Origin of the sequence: Microbulbifer elongatus, assembly GCF_020524885.1 — a bacterium.
Lineage (GTDB): Bacteria > Pseudomonadota > Gammaproteobacteria > Pseudomonadales > Cellvibrionaceae > Microbulbifer > Microbulbifer elongatus_A.
In genome coordinates, this window is record NZ_JAIVKJ010000002.1 from 874460 (window position 1) to 891253 (window position 16794).

At 57.2% G+C, this 16794-nt stretch carries 12 protein-coding genes; 4 read left to right on the forward strand and 8 right to left on the reverse strand.

Annotated features, from left to right (window positions below; genetic code table 11):
- Positions 1–69: 69 nt before the first annotated feature.
- Positions 70–1935, reverse strand: a complete 1866-nt coding sequence (locus LC059_RS11165; protein ID WP_226703930.1) for an ATP-binding protein — start codon at positions 1933–1935, stop codon at positions 70–72.
- A 188-nt stretch (positions 1936–2123) separates the two neighbouring features.
- Positions 2124–3788: an energy-dependent translational throttle protein EttA gene (ettA, locus tag LC059_RS11170; RefSeq protein WP_226703931.1), complete on the reverse strand. Its 1665-nt coding sequence runs from the start codon at positions 3786–3788 to the stop codon at positions 2124–2126.
- Between the two features lie 316 nt (positions 3789–4104).
- Here ettA and LC059_RS11175 point away from each other — a divergent pair, with 316 nt between their 5' ends.
- A complete protein-coding gene (locus LC059_RS11175) occupies positions 4105–5208 on the forward strand; it encodes an enoyl-CoA hydratase/isomerase family protein (RefSeq protein ID WP_226703932.1) in 1104 nt (367 codons plus the stop codon).
- Between the two features lie 89 nt (positions 5209–5297).
- Here LC059_RS11175 and pulA read toward each other — a convergent pair whose 3' ends face one another.
- Together pulA and LC059_RS11185 are read right to left on the reverse strand one after the other, a co-directional pair.
- A complete protein-coding gene (gene pulA, locus LC059_RS11180) occupies positions 5298–7826 on the reverse strand; it encodes a type I pullulanase (protein ID WP_226703933.1) in 2529 nt (842 codons plus the stop codon).
- A gap of 97 nt (positions 7827–7923) precedes the next feature.
- Entirely contained in the window at positions 7924–10743 is a 2820-nt protein-coding gene (locus tag LC059_RS11185) for an alpha-amylase family glycosyl hydrolase (RefSeq protein WP_226703934.1), read from the reverse strand.
- Between the two features lie 326 nt (positions 10744–11069).
- Between LC059_RS11185 and mmsB the strand changes: the two genes are divergently transcribed.
- The 3 genes from mmsB (at position 11070) to fnr (ending at position 14417) form a co-directional block, all read left to right on the forward strand.
- A complete protein-coding gene (gene mmsB, locus LC059_RS11190) occupies positions 11070–11969 on the forward strand; it encodes a 3-hydroxyisobutyrate dehydrogenase (RefSeq protein ID WP_226703935.1) in 900 nt (299 codons plus the stop codon).
- A 116-nt stretch (positions 11970–12085) separates the two neighbouring features.
- Entirely contained in the window at positions 12086–13549 is a 1464-nt protein-coding gene (hemN, locus tag LC059_RS11195) for an oxygen-independent coproporphyrinogen III oxidase (RefSeq protein ID WP_226703936.1), read from the forward strand.
- A 139-nt stretch (positions 13550–13688) separates the two neighbouring features.
- Complete coding sequence (gene fnr / locus LC059_RS11200) at positions 13689–14417, forward strand: fumarate/nitrate reduction transcriptional regulator Fnr (RefSeq protein WP_226703937.1); 729 nt, start codon at positions 13689–13691, stop codon at positions 14415–14417.
- A gap of 32 nt (positions 14418–14449) precedes the next feature.
- Here fnr and LC059_RS11205 read toward each other — a convergent pair whose 3' ends face one another.
- The 4 genes from LC059_RS11205 to hutX form a co-directional block, all read right to left on the reverse strand.
- Positions 14450–15016, reverse strand: coding sequence for a hemerythrin domain-containing protein (locus LC059_RS11205; protein WP_226703938.1), 567 nt, complete (start codon positions 15014–15016; stop codon positions 14450–14452).
- Positions 15017–15234: 218 nt separating this feature from the next.
- Positions 15235–15639 (reverse strand): hypothetical protein, encoded by a 405-nt coding sequence (locus LC059_RS11210; RefSeq protein ID WP_226703939.1) that lies wholly within the window; start codon positions 15637–15639, stop codon positions 15235–15237.
- A 75-nt stretch (positions 15640–15714) separates the two neighbouring features.
- Entirely contained in the window at positions 15715–16263 is a 549-nt protein-coding gene (locus LC059_RS11215; RefSeq protein WP_226703940.1) for a HugZ family protein, read from the reverse strand.
- A 14-nt stretch (positions 16264–16277) separates the two neighbouring features.
- Positions 16278–16790, reverse strand: coding sequence for a heme utilization cystosolic carrier protein HutX (gene hutX / locus LC059_RS11220; RefSeq protein WP_226703941.1), 513 nt, complete (start codon positions 16788–16790; stop codon positions 16278–16280).
- Positions 16791–16794: the final 4 nt, after the last annotated feature.

The window sequence follows — 16794 nt, forward strand, 5'->3', positions numbered from 1 at the left end:
TGCGTCGCAAGGAAGTTGCGACAAGCCGAAAGGGGCAGCCTGTTGGCTGCCCCTTTTACTTTGGTGCGATTAATCGCATTCCATATGCCTTGCTTCGAGATGCTTATGAATCACAGAAATTAACTGGGGAAAAGCAATGGGTTTCGTCAGGTAGTCATCCATACCCGCGTTGAGGGCTGCGGTTTTCTGCTCGCTGAAAGCAGCAGCAGAGAGGCCGATAATCGGGATGTTACTGATTTCCGAAATCTGTCGGATTTCCTGAGTTGCTTCAATGCCGCTAAGCCCGGGTAGCTGAACGTCCATGAAGATAAGATTTGGGCGCATTTCCCGGGCTCTGGCCACGCCCTCTCGACCATTGGCGACAAACGTAGCGTGTACGCCCAGGTCATCGCAAAATGCTTGCATCAGGGTCTGATTGAGAAGGTTATCCTCAATAACAAGTGCGGTTATGTTTTTCAGCCTGTCGGGGGCATTGCTGTAACTTGGCGGTGTTTGCACTACCGCACTCCCTTTGCGCAGTGGCAGTAGCACTTGGAAGCAGGTTCCCGCGCTGTACTCACTTTGCAAGGTAATCTCGCCGCCAAGCAACTCTACCAGGCTGCGGGTAATTGGCAGTCCCAAGCCGGTTCCCAAGGCCTGTCCGTCCGCGGATTTATCCACCTGCTCAAACGGCTCAAAAATCACCGCCTGCTTTTCTGGAGAGATACCAATGCCGCTATCGATGACCTCGATCGCTAGGTGCTCGCGGCGGTGTTCTTTTGCGGCGGGCTGAACTTTGATTTCAATGGAGCTGTTGGGTGGGGAAAATTTTATCGCGTTACCAATCAAGTTGATCAATATCTGCGAAAGCTTGCCCCGATCACTCCGGATGTATTCCGGAAGCTTTGGGGCGACGTGACAGTGTAACTCAAGCCCCTTCTGGGTCGCCTGGGATTCGCAGGAAACGAGGATACATTTGATAAGGCCACGGAGATGAAAATCCTCTTCAAGTACCTCGATCTTTCCGGCTTCAATTCGCGATATATCGAGTACATCATTGACCAAGCCTGCCAGTCCTTGACCGCTGATGGCAATTTTTTCCAAGAAATCGCGAAAATCCGGGGGCAGGTCGCAATCGTTACTGCGGTTTAGCAGTACCTGACTGAAACCCACAATCCCGTTGAGTGGCGTGCGGATTTCATGGCTCATATTGGTCAGGAATTCGGTTTTTGAGCGGCTGTAAAACTCGGCTTTTTCCTTGGCTTCCAGCAGGTCGCGCTCCAAGGTTTTACGATCGGTGATATCCAGAATGACCCCAATCAGGCCACCGAGCCGGCCATCTTCCAGTTCATAGGCGGCTTTATTGAAAATGACGTCGTGCAGGGTGCCATCTGCGTAGACGACCTGGGACTCGTAAACCTGCTGTCCTCGCTGCTGCATCAGCTCGATATCTTTTTCATGGTAGACCTTTGCCTGTGGCCCCGGTGAGACCCCGTATACCGAGTGGCCGACAATTTCTTCTCGGCGCTTACCCAGGAACTCTTCAAAAGCCCGGTTACAGCCGGTGTAAATACCTTTGGCATTTTTGTAAAAAATGGGAGCGGGTATGGAATCCACCAGAATCTGGAGAAACTGCAGCTGGTCAGACAGCGCCACCTCGGACGCTTCCCGTTCCAGCAGTTCCCGCTGGTACTGGGTATTGAGTTTTTCCTGGTGGGCCAGCATGGACGAAAGCCTGTCCGTTAGCTGCCGGTGTTTGCGATAGAGGAGGTAGCTGCAGATTCCTACCAGTGCGGTGGCCAGCACCATTCTGGTGATTGAGCCGAGCTGTGGCCTATCCTGGGGCATCCACATGGCGAGCATCCACTCGCAGATCCCCATCAGTGTGAGTACCACCAGGCCTCCCGGCAGGTAGTAGCGTTTGAGTGGAAGCTGCGTGCCGGGAGATAGGGGCATTTCGCGGTCTGCTTTACGGTCGTAGTCCCGATACCCTACTCAAACGGGAGGAACAGGGCAATATTGCCAGGCAGTGGGAACGGACACGTCGGGCCTGGTAACCCACGCATATAACCCACCGCAACTATAAAAAAAGCCCGCAATTCCGAATGGGCGTTGCGGGCTTTTTCGTTTCTCAAAAACCTGTATCAGGTCTTGATCTTCTTGTACTGCATCCGGTGCGGCGTGGCATTCTCGCCATTTCGCTTGACGAAGTCTTCGTGATACTCGGTGTAGTTACCCTCAAAGAACACCACGTTGCTGTCGCCCTCGTAGGCCAGGATATGGGTCGCTACGCGGTCGAGGAACCAGCGGTCGTGCGAGATCACCATGGCACAGCCGGGGAAGCTCAGCAGGGCTTCTTCCAGGGCGCGCAGGGTTTCGATATCCAGGTCGTTGGACGGTTCGTCCAGCAGCAGTACGTTGGCGCCTTGCTTCAGGGTATAGGCCAGGTGCAAGCGGCCGCGTTCACCACCGGAGAGCTCGCCGACACGCTTCTGCTGGTCGCTTCCCTTGAAGTTGAATCGGCCGATGTAGTTGCGCGAGCCCACTTCGTAGTTGTTGATCTTGAGCATGTCGTGGCCGTCGGAAATGCATTCCCACACGGTCTTGTTGTCGTCCAGGTTTTCGCGGCTCTGGTCGACGCTGGCGATCTTCACGGTTTCACCGATCTTGATCTCACCGGAATCCGGCTGTTCCTTGCCATTGATCATGCGGAACAGGGTGGATTTACCGGCGCCGTTACCGCCGACGATGCCGACGATGGCACCCTTGGGCACGCGGAACGACAGGTCGTCAATCAGCACGCGATCGCCGAACGCTTTGCTTACATGGTTCAGCTCGATCACGTTGTCGCCGAGGCGCTCACCCGGCGGAATGTAAATCTCGTTGGTTTCATTGCGGGACTGGAATTCCTGGGACTGCATCTCTTCCAGGCGGGACAGACGAGCCTTGTTCTTGGACTGGCGGCCCTTCGGGTTCTGACGCGCCCACTCCAGTTCTTTCTGCATGGCCTTGGCGCGGGCCTGTTCGCCTTTCTGCTCCTGCTCCAGGCGCTTCTCTTTTTGTTCCAGCCAGGTGGTGTAGTTGCCTTCCCAGGGAATGCCGTGGCCGCGGTCCAGTTCCAGAATCCAGCCGGCCACGTTGTCGAGGAAGTAGCGGTCGTGGGTGATGGCCACTACGGTACCGTCGAAGTCGTGCAGGAAGCGCTCCAGCCAGTAGACCGACTCCGCATCCAGGTGGTTGGTCGGTTCGTCCAGCAGCAGCATGTCAGGACGGGACAACAGCAGGCGGCACAGGGCCACGCGGCGCTTTTCACCACCAGACAGGTTGTTTACATCGGCGTCCCAGGGCGGCAGGCGCAGGGCGTCTGCGGCCACTTCGAGGCGGTGCTCAAGGTTGTGGGCATCCCACGCCTGGATCACGTCTTCGAACTGCTGCTGCTTTTTCGCCAGGGCGTCGAAGTCTGCATCGGGCTCAGCGTAGTCGGCGTAAACCTGCTCAAGGCCGGCGAGGGCGTCGATCGCTTCGCGCATGCCGTCTTCGACGTTGCCGCGTACATTCTTGGCCGGGTCCAGCTGGGGCTCCTGGGGCAGGTAGCCAACCTTGATGCCGGGCATGGCGCGAGCTTCACCGTTATAGTCCTGATCGACCCCGGCCATGATGCGCAGCAGGGTGGATTTACCGGCACCGTTCAGGCCGAGAACACCGATTTTGGCGCCAGGGAAGAAGGACAGGGAAATATCTTTCAGAATCTCACGCTTGGGCGGAACAACCTTGCCCACGCGGTTCATTGTGTATACGTATTCAGCCATTAGAGCTCTAATCCAGTCGGTCAGAATTTGCGCGCAAGTTATCAGGTTGGTAGGAAACTTCAACCTGTGGTTTGGAGCTAATTCTTTAGTGTTTTTTGGCCAGGTTCTGTGGCGGCGCCGCTACCGGGAAACCCCATGCGAGACACGCCGTGAACCCATCCATGGGGCTCTTCTAAAACATCCCTGTTTTAGAAGGTCTCGCATGGGGTTTCCCGGTATGGGCGCCTTCGTATTGGGCATTTGTGAAGGCAGAGATAATGCCTCAGCCCCCCATCTATGTTTAACTTTGCCCCAAATAAGACAACCGGGAACCAGTATGACCCAGGAATCACCCGTAATCGTTGAGCGTGAGGGCGCGCTCGGCATGTTGACGCTCAATCTCCCCAAGGCGCTTAACGCGCTCAATCTTGAGATGATCGACCGGATGGCCGCGCAACTGGATGCGTGGGAATCCGATGATGAGGTCGCCTGTATCTGGATCGAGGGGGCTGGGGAAAAGGCTTTGTGTGCCGGTGGTGATGTGGTGGCGCTGCATCGGGAAAGTGGCAGCTACGGCGAGCAGGGGGCCGGCCAGTTTGTGCAGGACTTCTTTACCCGTGAATACCGCCTCGACTACCGCATCCACACCTATCCCAAGCCCATCGTTGTCTGGGGCAGCGGTATCGTTATGGGCGGCGGCATCGGCATTATGAGTGGTGCCAGCCACCGCATTGTTACCGAAACCACCCGCATGGCCATGCCTGAAATCACCATCGGCCTGTTTCCGGATGTGGGTGGCAGCTGGTTCCTGAACCGTATGCCCGGCCGCACCGGCCTGTTTCTTGGGCTCACCGGGGCCCAGTTCAATGGTACCGATGCGCTTTACTGTGGCATGGCGGACCGCCTGCTGCCGAGCGAGTGCAAAGACGCGCTGCTGAGCGGCCTGGCTGCACTCGAGTTTTCCGATAACCCGGATCGAAACCATGTGCTGGTCAGCAAGCAGATCCAGTCCCTGGAAATGGATGCGGAGTCCCAGCCTGCGCCCAACCTGCGTACCCACTACGATGTCATTCAGGAACTGACCGACGGCGCTACCTTGCCAGAGGTGTATCAGACCATTGCCGCCTACCGTGGTGACGACAAATGGCTGCAGCGTGCCTCCGCCACCATGACCGCGGGTTGCCCGCTGACTGCCTGGATTGTGTGGGAGCAGTTGCGCCGTGCGCGACATATGTCACTGGCAGATGTGCTGCGTATGGAGCTGGCGCTGGCAGTCAACATGTGCCGTAGCGGACAGGTAAAAGAGGGCGTGCGCGCATTGCTGATCGATAAGGATCGCAACCCGCAGTGGCAGCCGGCAACACTAGGGGAGGTTACCGGGGAGCAGGTGGAAGCCTGTTTCAATCCGCCCTGGGCACAGAGCCCTCTGGCCGACCTTTAACTGCCTGCCAGAAAAATGGGCGGTACCTTCATGGGTGATGCCGGGCGGTACCTTCGCGAGAATACCGCCCCAAGGCTCACACAAATTGGTTAATCGCGATAGAGCACCGTGACTGCGGTGCCTTCAGCGACTACGGAGCCGCTGACCACACGCCCGTTACCCGCAGCCGGGTCGGATTTCTCCATCGCCACTTTCCACTCTCCACTGGGAAGGGTGTAATTGAAGTTGTCTGCGCTGTTGTAAATCACGATGACGTCGCTCCAGCTGTCGCCCACCGCGGCGCCATTGATACGGTTTACGATCACCCCGTAGCGTGGCCGATCACTGGTCACGTGCTGGTTGATGTCGTCCCAGCTGGTCAGACGGAAAGCCGGGTGCGCACGCCGCAGTGCGATTACGTCTTTGTAGTAGTCGTTCACATCTGCGTTGTCGATTTTCCATTGCCAGTAATACTGGTTGATCGAGTCCGGCGACTGGTAGCTGTTGTGGTCTTCCTGCTTGTCGCGCATCAGCTCCACACCTCCGTGCAGGAACGGAATTCCCTGGCTGGTTAGCACAATACCGTTGGCAAACATCTGGATACGTCGCAGGTAGCCGCTATCCCGACTTACCCCGTTCAGGTCGGCCCACTGCAGGACCTTGTCGCGCAGGGTCAGGTTGTCGTGGGCGGATACGTAATTGATGCTCTGTTCCGGGTCCATGGCGAACATGGGATCCCAGGAGTCGATGGGAGTGTCTGCATTTTTGCTGTAGCGAAGGGCTCCGCGACTGCCCACTTCAATGCGCCAGGTGTCCGGGTTGTTATTAAACGCAAAGCAGTCACCGGGGTTGCATCCGCCATTGTCGTTCTGCCCCTTGATCGCCTCGCGGAATTTCGGATTGAATACCCCCACGCGCGCTTCATGAATTCGACCGATGGTGCCGAGGCGCACCCGCTCGAGCTCCCGGGGATCCGACGCATACCCGTTCCAGGGCTCTCCGTACAGCAGCAGGTTTCTGTCCGGGAATCGCTGGTTCAGATAGCTGCCCCATTCTCCCACTTCGTCATAATCGAAAATCCCGATCAGGTCGAAGCGGAAGCCGTCGATGTTGTATTCCTCTACCCAGTACTCCAGGGAGTCGCGGATCATGCGACTCACCATCGGTACATTCGCATCGATACTGTTGCCGGTGCCAGACAGGTCGGTGGGGGTGTAATAACTGGTAGTGATTGCCTCAAACATCTCTTTGGAATAGGTGTGGTTATAGACCACATCCATCACCACGCGCAGCCCCGCCTTGTGGAATTCGTCCACCATCTGCTTGAACTCGCGCACGCGGTTCTCGTAATCGTAGGGCGATTGCGAATAGCGCTCTTCGGGGATGCTGTAGTTGCGTGGGTCGTAGCCCCAGTTGTAGCAGGTGTTGTCGGCAGGGTCCGGGCAGGAACCAAAGTCGTACACGGGCAGGAGTTGTACGTGGGTAACGCCCAGTTCCTTGAGATGGTCGATACCGGTTGATACACCATTGAAGGTGGAGCCGCTCTCCACCATGCCGAGGAACTTGCCGCGCTTGGCGCTGCTTATCCCCGACTCAGGCGCGATGGTAAAGTCGCGGACGTGCACCTCGTAAATCACCGCGTCTTCGCGCGCGGTTAATTGCGGGCGCGGTGACCAGCCGCCAGTGAGATCGGTACTGCTGAGATCCATCACAATATTATTGTTGGTATTCGGCTCCACCATTTTGCCGTAGGGGTCGCGCACGGCAATGCCGTTCACCACAAAGTAGTAGGGTTTTAACTTCCAGTCGCCGCTAACGGTGATCGAGTAGACGTCGGTGAGTCCATTACTATCGGCAACTTTGCCCATTGGATAGCTTTGGCCATCCAGCACCAGTTGCACATTGGTGTGATCCGGGGACCACAGGGAGAAGGTGGTTTCCGCCGGTGCATAGATGGCCCCCAGTGTCTCCGCGTTGCCACCACTGCCCCCACAATTTTCCGCGCACGCCACGGGCTCCAGCGAGTAGCTGAGGCTGGCGTCGTTCACGGTGAGTAGATAGTCCCCGGTGACACTGGTGTAGATGTCGCCACCGCTCTGTTCCAGGGTGCCGCCGCTGTTGCTGGAGGGATCGTTGTCGCCGTAGTTCTGGCTCCAGTCGCCGTACACATCCACCTTGAAGCGTTGGTTGCCCTGGCCGTCGAAGTTGATCTGCAGTTGCCAGGTGTTGTCGGCCACCAATGCCATTGCGCTCGCGCCCCAGCCGTTGGGCGTGCCGCGGAATGACAGGCCGGGGAAGTTGCTGGTGGGGTTGCCAGAGTTGCCACCATCACAGCTTGCGACCTCGTTTACCTGAATGGTTTTACTGTCACTGTAAAAATGAATTTCGTAATTTGTGTTTGCGCCGACAGTGTAATCAGAAGTCGGGTATGCCTCCTGCCAATTGGCAAAGCGGTCGATCTTGAAGCGGGGGCCGCCGCTGGCGTCGCCTGCAGAAAATTGTTGGCAGGTTTTGTAGTGCGAGCTGCTGACTGACGTCATCGTCTCTGCGGACCAGCTATTGGGTGTGCCGCGGAAATACCAGTCGGCACTGGCGTGCGCGCTGGATAGCAGCAGCGCGGTAACGATCAATTTTTTCATCGCTCTATTCTCTTTATTTTTATGTGATGGAAGGGCGCGGTCGGGTCTGCGCCCTGCTTGTTAACGTATTGCTAACGTAAGTCGTTAACGCAATTCGTTAACGTAAATAGGCCCCATCGTTGCCGATCTTGCCGGCACCGTTTAATACATAAATGCCGGCGGAATAGGCTTTAACGGTAAAGTTGATATTGCCGCTATTTACCTGAATTTGTGCACCAGTGACCGCATCGGTATAGGTGCCGTTGGGAATGCCGGACACACTGATGCCCTGGTCACCACCGGCTGCAAGCCCAACGACCGCATAGGAATTGCCGGCGCTGTGGTTGCGCACAAAGCTCATGCCTGCGCCCCACTCATTGACCTTTTCCATCTGGCCTTTCTGCAATGCGGGAATGGCGTGACGGATCTGGTTCAGGCGCTGGATATGCTTGTACAGATTGTGGTTCTGGGTGGCGGCGAGGTTGTCCAGGTGCGGCCCGTAGTAGGCGCGCCCGGTCTGGTCGACGGTGTCGTTGGCCGATTGGATATCTTGCGGTAGCCCGGCTTGGAACATGATTTCCTCACCGTAGTAGAGGGTGGGAATACCGCGAATGGTCCACAGCAGGTTGTAGGTCATAGCCGCGTCCGACTCAGCGCCGCCGAAGCGGTACTTGAAGTCGTTATCCGGGCCCACGTCATGGTTCTGGAAGAAGGTCACCAGCTCTGTGGGATCGGCGTAAGTCCAGTCCATATCCAGCGCACCCTTGATGCCGCCGAAGCTGCCGCGGGTGACGTTGTCGCGGAAGGTGGAAAACAGTGGGAAGTCGATCATTGCGAAATCGGAATCCCCCTGCGGGTTGGACGGGTCGGAGCCGGTGCGGGTGTACCACCAGGGGCGGATCACCGCAGAGGCGTTATCATTGCCGAGTTCCGAGCCGAAACCGAGCCCCTTCACCAGCGCCTCACCGAACACGAATAGCCCCGGCTTGTGCGCCTGCCACTCATGCACGTAACTCAGTAGTTCGTCGCGCTCCACGTGTTTGACGGTGTCTACGCGGATTCCGTCAACGCCCATATCCAGATACTGCTTGATGGCGCTGTTCAGGTAATCCTTCACGTTCTGGTTACCGGTGGCGAGATCGATGGTGTCACCAGCCATGTGTTTACGCTGCAGTGCGGTGGGGTTTTCCCAGTCGCCGCCGGACATAAAGCCATCCAGGTGATACCACGCCGGGTCCAGATTCTGCGCGTCGATTCCGAAGAAGCGGTTGGGGTCATAGCCGGCCAGCGGTACGGTGACACCGGTTTTGGGGTCGACGAGTGGCTCGATACCATCGGGATCAGAGTTGTGGCGGTCGCGGAACCACTGCGGCGCTACCGGATTGTCGTTGTCGTCGCGGAACGCACTTTGGTAATCACCCAGATGGCCGAAATAAGGATCGTTGCTGATCATGCCCTGGCTACTGCCCTGGGGGACGTAGTACTTGATGGGCAGGTGGTCGATCCATACCTGGTTGCGAATGCCGTACTGGCTGGAGTGATTCACCACCACGTCCTGAATGACCTTGATGCCTTTTGCGTGCGCCGCGTCGATAAAGTCCTGATACGTCGCATCCGGCGATTCAAGGCGAGGGTCGACTCTGGTCCAGTCGTAAGCGTGGTAGCCGTGATAGTCGAGACCGCTGCGGTTCTCCACGGGTGGGGTTACCCAGATGGCGGTAAAGCCCAGGTCCTTGATGTAATCCAGTTGCTGGATCAGGCCCTTGAAGTCGCCTCGCCACTGCGGGTCGCCGGGCATGATGCGGTCGCGGTTGTAGTAATTGTTGCTGGCGTCACCATCGTAGAAGCGCGCCGTCAGTACGAAGTAAATAGTCTCCGCACGGAAATCGCTGCCGCTCCCCGACGATGAGCCACCAGACGAGCTGCTGGAGGAACTACTGGAAGAGCTACTGGAGGAACCGCCGAGAGCGGTGGCGGTGATTGCCTGTGTGGCAGCATCAAAACAGATTGCGTAATCGGTATTGGCATTTACGGTGTAATCGGCACCGGGGTAGCTCTCTGTCCAGTCTGCGAAGTGATCGATCTTGAAACGCGGCCCGCCGCCGGCGTCGCCACTACCAAAGCTCTGTTCGGTACAGAAGTTGTTGCCATCACTGCTGGCCATTTCAGTTGCGGCCCAACCGTTGGCGGTACCGCGGAAATACCAACTGTCGCCGCCGCTACCTCCGCTACTACTGGTCCCACTGCTACTTCCGCTACTGCTACTACTGCTTCCGCCGCTACTGCTGCCACCGTCGCTAACCAGGACATAGGTAAAGTCGTTGTCATTCACCCGCAACAGGTGACTACCGGAGACGCTGGTATAGATATCGCCGCCACCGGCGTCGAGCAGTCCGTCACCACCGTTGTCACCATAGTTCTGGCTCCAGTCGCCGTAGAGGTCAAGCTTGAAGCGCTGGTCGGCCTCGCCGTCGAAATCAATCGCCAGCTCCCAGGTGTTGTCTGCCACCAGTTGCATGGCCGTCGCGCTCCAGGTGTTGGGCGTGCCGCGGAAATAGAGCGATGGGAAATTGGCTGTGAAGCCGACCTCGCCGTCGCAGCTGGAAACCTCGCTAATGGCAATGCTGTGGCTGTCGCTGGAAAAAGTGATTTCGTAATTTCGGTTGTCGTTCACGCTGTAGTCGGCGTTGGGATAGCTTTCGCTCCAGTCGCCATAGCGGTCGATTTTGAAGCGCGGACCACCGCCGCCGTCGCCACTGGCGAAGTTCTGGCAGGATCGGAAAGTGTTGGCGCTGACCTGCGTCATGGCTTCCGCGCTCCAGCCATTAGCGGTGCCGCGGAAATACCACTCCGTCGCGGCGGTCGAGGAAAAAGAGGCAAGCATGAGGCAGGGAATAACGGACAGCCGGAGGCGGCCGCCGCAGGGAGGATTCTTCATCGCTATGTACCGTTATATTTATTGGATTTATTAGTCGATCGTCAAGATACTGCTGTGGATTCGACGGGCTGTCACCACAGGCTTCAGACTAGGGCGGCGCGGGAACAGCACACATCCTCCCCGAGAGGGGCGTAGCGGAAAACTGTGACAAATTCCCGACCGGGGTCAGTGTGGAATCCGCCCGATTGCGTTGTCGGCCTGTGCGCGTAAATTGAGTAACATGGCGGTTAGCCCATGCAGGTAACGGGTTTATCTGGGGCGATTTTGTGACGACGCTCACAGGGAACACACAATAACGATAAATCACACACGAAAAGGACGCTCTGATGAAGAACATTGCATTTATTGGGCTCGGCAATATGGGCGGGCCCATGGCCGCCAACCTGGTAAAGAAAGGCTTCGCTGTTACCGCTTTCGACCTTTCTGCACCGATGCTGGAAAGCGCGGTCGCCAGCGGCTGCCACAAGGCGGAAAGTGCACACGCTGCAATCGATGGCGCGGATGCGGTGGTATCCATGCTGCCCAGCGGCGAGGCAGTGCGTTCCCTGTACCTTGGTGTACATGGCCTGTTGCAGGCGATGACACCGGGGACACTGCTGATTGATTGCTCCACCATCGCCGCCAACGATGCCCGCCAGGTTATCGCCGCCGCCAGTGAGCGCGATATCGAGGCGCTGGATGCGCCGGTTTCCGGAGGCACCGCGGCCGCCGCAGCGGGCACCCTTTCCTTTATGTGTGGTGGATCAGATGGCGCTGTGGAGCGGGCGCGGCCGGTGCTGGAAGCCATGGGGGCGAATATTTTTCACGCGGGCCCGGCGGGCTCCGGCCAGGTGGCGAAAATCTGCAACAACATGTTGCTCGCCATTCATATGATCGGCACCGCCGAGGCCCTGCAGTTGGGGGTGGACAACGGGCTCGATCCCAGTGTGTTGTCAGAGATTATGCGCGCCAGCTCCGGCGGCAACTGGTCGCTGGAAAAGTACAACCCGTACCCGGGCGTTATGGAGAATGTCCCTGCATCGCGGGAATATCAGGGCGGCTTTTCTGTGGCACTGATGCTGAAAGATCTCGGGCTTGCCATGGATACGGCCGCCGGCAGTGCTTCTTCCACCCCGCTGGGTGCGCTGGCGAAAAACCTGTACCAGCTGCACGGTGGAGACCCAATCAACAAAGTCCTGGATTTCTCCTCCATTCAAAACCTGTTCCGCCGTCCGGTAGGCGACTAATCAGGCGTTGACCCGATCGTCACTTGATCCAGATCAGGTGAGCGGGCCTTGAGAACGAGTAACTTGGCGGGATCGAACGTTCCCGCTGGACCTCTCTGGATCAAGGTTTCTCCCCAATGGCTGCAATCAGCATCGGCAATAGCGCATCTCGCGATGCTTCCTCCAGTAATAACGTACTGCCCCCAAGCGCAGGCGGCGAGCTGTCTCCGGAGTTGCTCGCCCGCTATGCGGGTCCCTGCCCGCGTTATACCTCCTACCCGACCGCAGATCGCTTCAAAGACCTGGGTGCTGCGCGGGCTGGCAGCGATGCAGGCTCAGAGCCCAAGCCGTGGGATGCGTTGCAAGATATCCAGAATCTCTCGCTCTACGTGCATATTCCGTTCTGTCGCTCGCTCTGCTATTTCTGCGCCTGCAACAAGGTCATTACCCAGCAGTACGGGCTGGCGTCAAGTTACCTGGATCGGGTGCTCAGCGAGGCGCAGTGGTATCGGCAGAAAACCGCCCGCGCACCGGTGACCCAGTTACACCTGGGTGGCGGCACGCCCACCTACCTGAATGACGGCGACCTGACGCGGCTGGTAAAGGGGCTCGGCGAAATCTTCGCGTTGAGTTCCGGCGATGATGTGGAGTACAGCGTGGAAGCGGATCCGCGGGTTCTCGAACTGGAAACGCTGGATACGCTGCGCGAGCTCGGTTTCAATCGACTGAGCATGGGCATTCAGGACTTCAATCCGGAGGTGCAGCGGGCGATCAACCGGATTTGTTCTCCGAAGCAGGTGCGCGCGCTCACCGAGGCGGCGCGTGAGCGCGGCTTTGGTTCCATTTCTTACGACCTTATTTACGGGCTGCCCGGGCAGGACGTGGCGAGCCTTGAGCGCACCATCGACACGGTGGTCGGGCTCGCGCCGGACCGCATCGCACTGTATCACTATGCGCACCTGCCGCACCGGTTCAAGGCTCAGCGCCTGATCAGCTCGGACCTGATTCCTCCGCCGCAGGCCAAGATCGATATGCAGCTCGCCGCGACAAAGCGGCTGACAGAGGCTGGCTATCGCTTTCTCGGCATGGATCACTTCGCCCGCCCGGAGGATCCCTTGTCTCGCGCGGCCGAAAGCGGCAATCTCGCGCGCAATTTCCAGGGCTATACGCTGATGCCTGCAGACGCGCTGGTCGGGCTCGGGGCGTCGGCCATCAGTTACAGTCGCGACGGCTACTGGCAGAACCACCACGGCCAGAAGGAGTACGCTACCGCCATCGCTGAGCGCGGGGAGGCGATCTGGCGTGGCTGGCAAATGGACAGTGACGATCGCGAGCGACAGTGGCTGATCATGGAGTTGATGTGTCACCTCCGGCTAGACAAGCGCGAGGCAGAGCGCCGTTTGGGCGCCCCCTTTGCGAAGTATTTCGCAGAGGATCTGTTGCGTCTGGAGCCGTTGAAGGCTGATGGACTATTGCTGGAGACCCCGGAAAACCTGGTGGTCACGGATCGTGGGCGCTGGTTTCTACGCAATATTGCGGCGGCGTTTGACCGTCACCTGCACCTCGGTGCGTCCGCGGCCCAGTACTCCCGTGTGCTTTAAGCGGGCGATAGGGATACAATTTCGGGAAATGCGGGTAACACGATAGCCTCGCAACGGAAGTCCGTGAGTAAACCGGTCTCTGAACGATCGGCCTTCGAACTATCACATCTGAACTTTTAGCCTGGCAGTGGAAAATACAATGTCCAAGTCCTCAGCAGCCGTAAACTGTGGAAATTGCTCAGTCAAAAGACTGTGCCTGCCCGTGGGGCTGAGTGAGGAAGATATCCAGCGTCTGGAGCAGGTAACACGCAAGAAGAAAATCCTGAAAGCGGGCGATTCCCTGTTCCGGGCGGGCGACCCCTTTTCCAACCTTTATGCGATTCGCTCCGGCAGCTTCAAGTCGGCAGTGATCGGAGCAGATGGCGATACCCAGATAACGCACTTTGCCTTGCCAGGAGAGCTGCTCGGCCTTGATGCCTATAGCAGTGGCTCGCACCCGGGTTATGCTGAGGCGCTGGAAGAAAGCAGCGTGTGTGTGCTGCCATTCACCCAGCTGGAAAACCTGGCGCAACAGGTGCCGGCTTTACAGAAGCAGATGTACAACATTTTTTCTGAAGAGCTGAAACAGGATAACGACGTGCTGTTGCTGCTGGGGAAGCGCTCTGCAGAAAGCCGCCTGGCCGCACTGTTAATTAATATTTCCAGCCGCTATGCGCAACGCGGATACTCCGCCAGTGAGTTCAAGCTCTCCATGCAGCGTATCGATATTGCCAACTATCTGGGGCTGACCGCGGAAACCGTCAGCCGTCTGATGTCCCGTTTTCAAAAGCAGGCGCTTATCCGCGCCGAGGGGCGGGTCGTCACCATTCTCGATCTTATTGCTCTGAGCGAACTGGCCGGTACCCACTGCAGTTACGAAAACGGTTAACGCTCAGATTCAGGCGCCTGCCGGGGATTCCTTCAGCAGGCGGCCGCCAGTTCCTCTTCAGCAAGATCCCGGTAAATAGCCTGGTAAAGCTGTTTCACGCCATGGTGGAAATGACTGCTTTTATTTTTAGCCAGGGTGTCGGTGATCTCATTCCAGTCGCTGTCCGTCAGGTGCTGATTTACCAGCGGCAGCAAGATTTCATTTTCTTTTTTCATATGCGCACGTTGCAGGGAAATATACTCCTGCGCGCTACTGAACAAGTGTTGCCTTTCCACTGCCGCGTCATTGGCGACCGCATAGAAAAGTTGGTTCATTTTACGCGTCGCTTCGGCAATCGCTTTGTGCTCCGCTGTGATTGTTACCACCACATCGCGGATATCCACGGGCTTGCCTAGTAATTTTTCGAATGCCAGGTCCTCTACCGGGTGGTGCCATTGATCCGGATAGACAGAAAAATAATCCAGCGCGTCCAGAATCATACTGAGGGTTGCGGGATCTCGCTCCTGTTGACCGAGCTCGTGCAGCAAAAGCTCAAATACATCCAGCAGGTTCTGCATGTGCTTGTGGTCATCGCACAGTTGCCGGTAGATACCATTCATTAGGCGCCTCCTTGACGGTAGGGACAATCGATAGTCCCATTGTTGTCTTTCGTCAGGGGGCAGGCTTGATCTGCATCAAGCTGGATTCATATCGGGTGGAGGCAGATGCCGGCAGCGAAAAATATGCGCTGCCGGCAACGGCGGGATAGGGGTTCTCAGGCCGATCTGCCCTGCAGGGAAGATTAGAAATGAGACTAGATATGAGACTAGAAATGAGACTAGAAATAATAGTCCCGAAGTTCGATTTCCTGCCAATCGTAGATTAGCTCGGCACCATCTGCAGTCACCAGGCGCACCTTGTCCGCCGTCAGGCAGTCAGACCAGCCAATGGTATTCGTGTCGGACATTTCTTCCCCACCGTGAACCTTCACCTGGGAGTCCCGCTGGGCCTGGTGGCAGTAGCGGGGAATCTCTCCGTCGATCACCAGCTCCTGGCCGAGGTAGCTGCCGTAATTCAGCTGTGGCATGCGGTTCAGGTGGTAGCGGTCTTCCTCCGCCTGCAAAAAGTATTTGCCATTTACTTCAATCACGGTGCCGGTGGCTGTGATGTCCTGCTGGGCCGGGTTGGCGGCACAGGCAGAGAACAGGGCGATGGGCAGTAACAGGCTTAGTCGAGAAGTCATGTTTATTACTCTTTGGTTATTTATTACCAAAGTAACAAACGACGATTGCAGTAGCGTTGCAGTTTTATTGCGCCGTTAGGCTGCGTCGCTCTTCTCTCTGTGGCCGTCTTTCAGGTGCAATGCCACTTGTTTTTCCATGCCCTCCAGGGCGTAGGCTTGGCCAAAGCCTTTGACGTAGCGCCCGCCACTGGGCTTGAGTTCGAACAGGTGAAAGTCTTCCAGCCCTTTCAGGTGGTCCATGACCGGCCCGAATTTTTCACGCAGTTGATCGATACGCTTTTGCCACTGGGGTAGGCCGCGTTCGATGCTGTACGCTTCAACGTTGAAGGTGACACGCAGGCGGGCAAAGGCCTGCTTGGTGTCTGCTTCATCCGCATTGAAAATCACTGATGCTCTGCTGTTTGTCTTGAGGTTGGCACAGTGCTCCGACAGCTCGGAAATATACAGATAGAATTTCCCATCGGCAGCGAGGAAGGGGGCGGTACTGGCGTGAGGCAGGCCGTCTTCTGTGAGAGTGGCGAGGTTCAGCAGTTTGCGGGTGGCGATAAAGTCCCGAACCTCGGCTACCAGGTCGGCGCCATCGTTTGTTGTCTGGACAGTTTGTTGTTCGTTTTTTTCGGTCATCTCTGACTCTCCCCTCAAAATTGTGCAGCGCCGGCACCTGCCAGCTGCTGTTTTAATTGCCTGAACCGCTCTACCTGTTCCGGGATCAATTTACGCTCGCTATCCCGGCCCAGAAACACTTTGAAGACACAGTTGCCACTGGGGGCGAGAAAGACCATGGAGTGGCTTTCAGAACCGCGGTGGGGCTTGCTCACAAAGGCGACTTCCGTAATGCCATCCACCAGAAGGTGACCGTGGAAGGGGTTTTTGTGGTGCATGAAGTTGTAGTAGCCGTGGGCAATGCTTCCTTTCGGAAACTCGCCTTTGAATTCAAACACGGAGCCCTCGTTTTGCACGATGGTGGTAACTTTGCCCCAGTTGGATAGCTCTTCAATGAGTTGCCAAACGGCATCACGCTCGGCGAGCGATGCCATGTGCAAGGGCAGGTTGGCAATAATTTCACGCACACTGGTATCGAGTTTTTTCGCCATTTGTTCCAGCGTGTAGCCGGCTTCACTGGCGAGTAATTCCTGTACCTGTCGCTGCATTTCG

Coding starts and splice junctions, on each gene's coding strand:
- LC059_RS11165 (WP_226703930.1), bottom strand. CDS start 1,935: ATGCCCCTATCTCCCGGCACGCAGCTTCCACTCAAACGCTACTACCTG.
- mmsB (WP_226703935.1), top strand. CDS start 11,070: ATGAAGAACATTGCATTTATTGGGCTCGGCAATATGGGCGGGCCCATG.
- LC059_RS11210 (WP_226703939.1), bottom strand. CDS start 15,639: ATGACTTCTCGACTAAGCCTGTTACTGCCCATCGCCCTGTTCTCTGCC.
- fnr (WP_226703937.1), top strand. CDS start 13,689: ATGTCCAAGTCCTCAGCAGCCGTAAACTGTGGAAATTGCTCAGTCAAA.
- LC059_RS11215 (WP_226703940.1), bottom strand. CDS start 16,263: ATGACCGAAAAAAACGAACAACAAACTGTCCAGACAACAAACGATGGC.
- pulA (WP_226703933.1), bottom strand. CDS start 7,826: ATGAAAAAATTGATCGTTACCGCGCTGCTGCTATCCAGCGCGCACGCC.
- hutX (WP_226703941.1), bottom strand. CDS start 16,790: ATGCAGCGACAGGTACAGGAATTACTCGCCAGTGAAGCCGGCTACACG.
- LC059_RS11175 (WP_226703932.1), top strand. CDS start 4,105: ATGACCCAGGAATCACCCGTAATCGTTGAGCGTGAGGGCGCGCTCGGC.
- LC059_RS11185 (WP_226703934.1), bottom strand. CDS start 10,743: ATGAAGAATCCTCCCTGCGGCGGCCGCCTCCGGCTGTCCGTTATTCCC.
- ettA (WP_226703931.1), bottom strand. CDS start 3,788: ATGGCTGAATACGTATACACAATGAACCGCGTGGGCAAGGTTGTTCCG.
- hemN (WP_226703936.1), top strand. CDS start 12,086: ATGGCTGCAATCAGCATCGGCAATAGCGCATCTCGCGATGCTTCCTCC.
- LC059_RS11205 (WP_226703938.1), bottom strand. CDS start 15,016: ATGAATGGTATCTACCGGCAACTGTGCGATGACCACAAGCACATGCAG.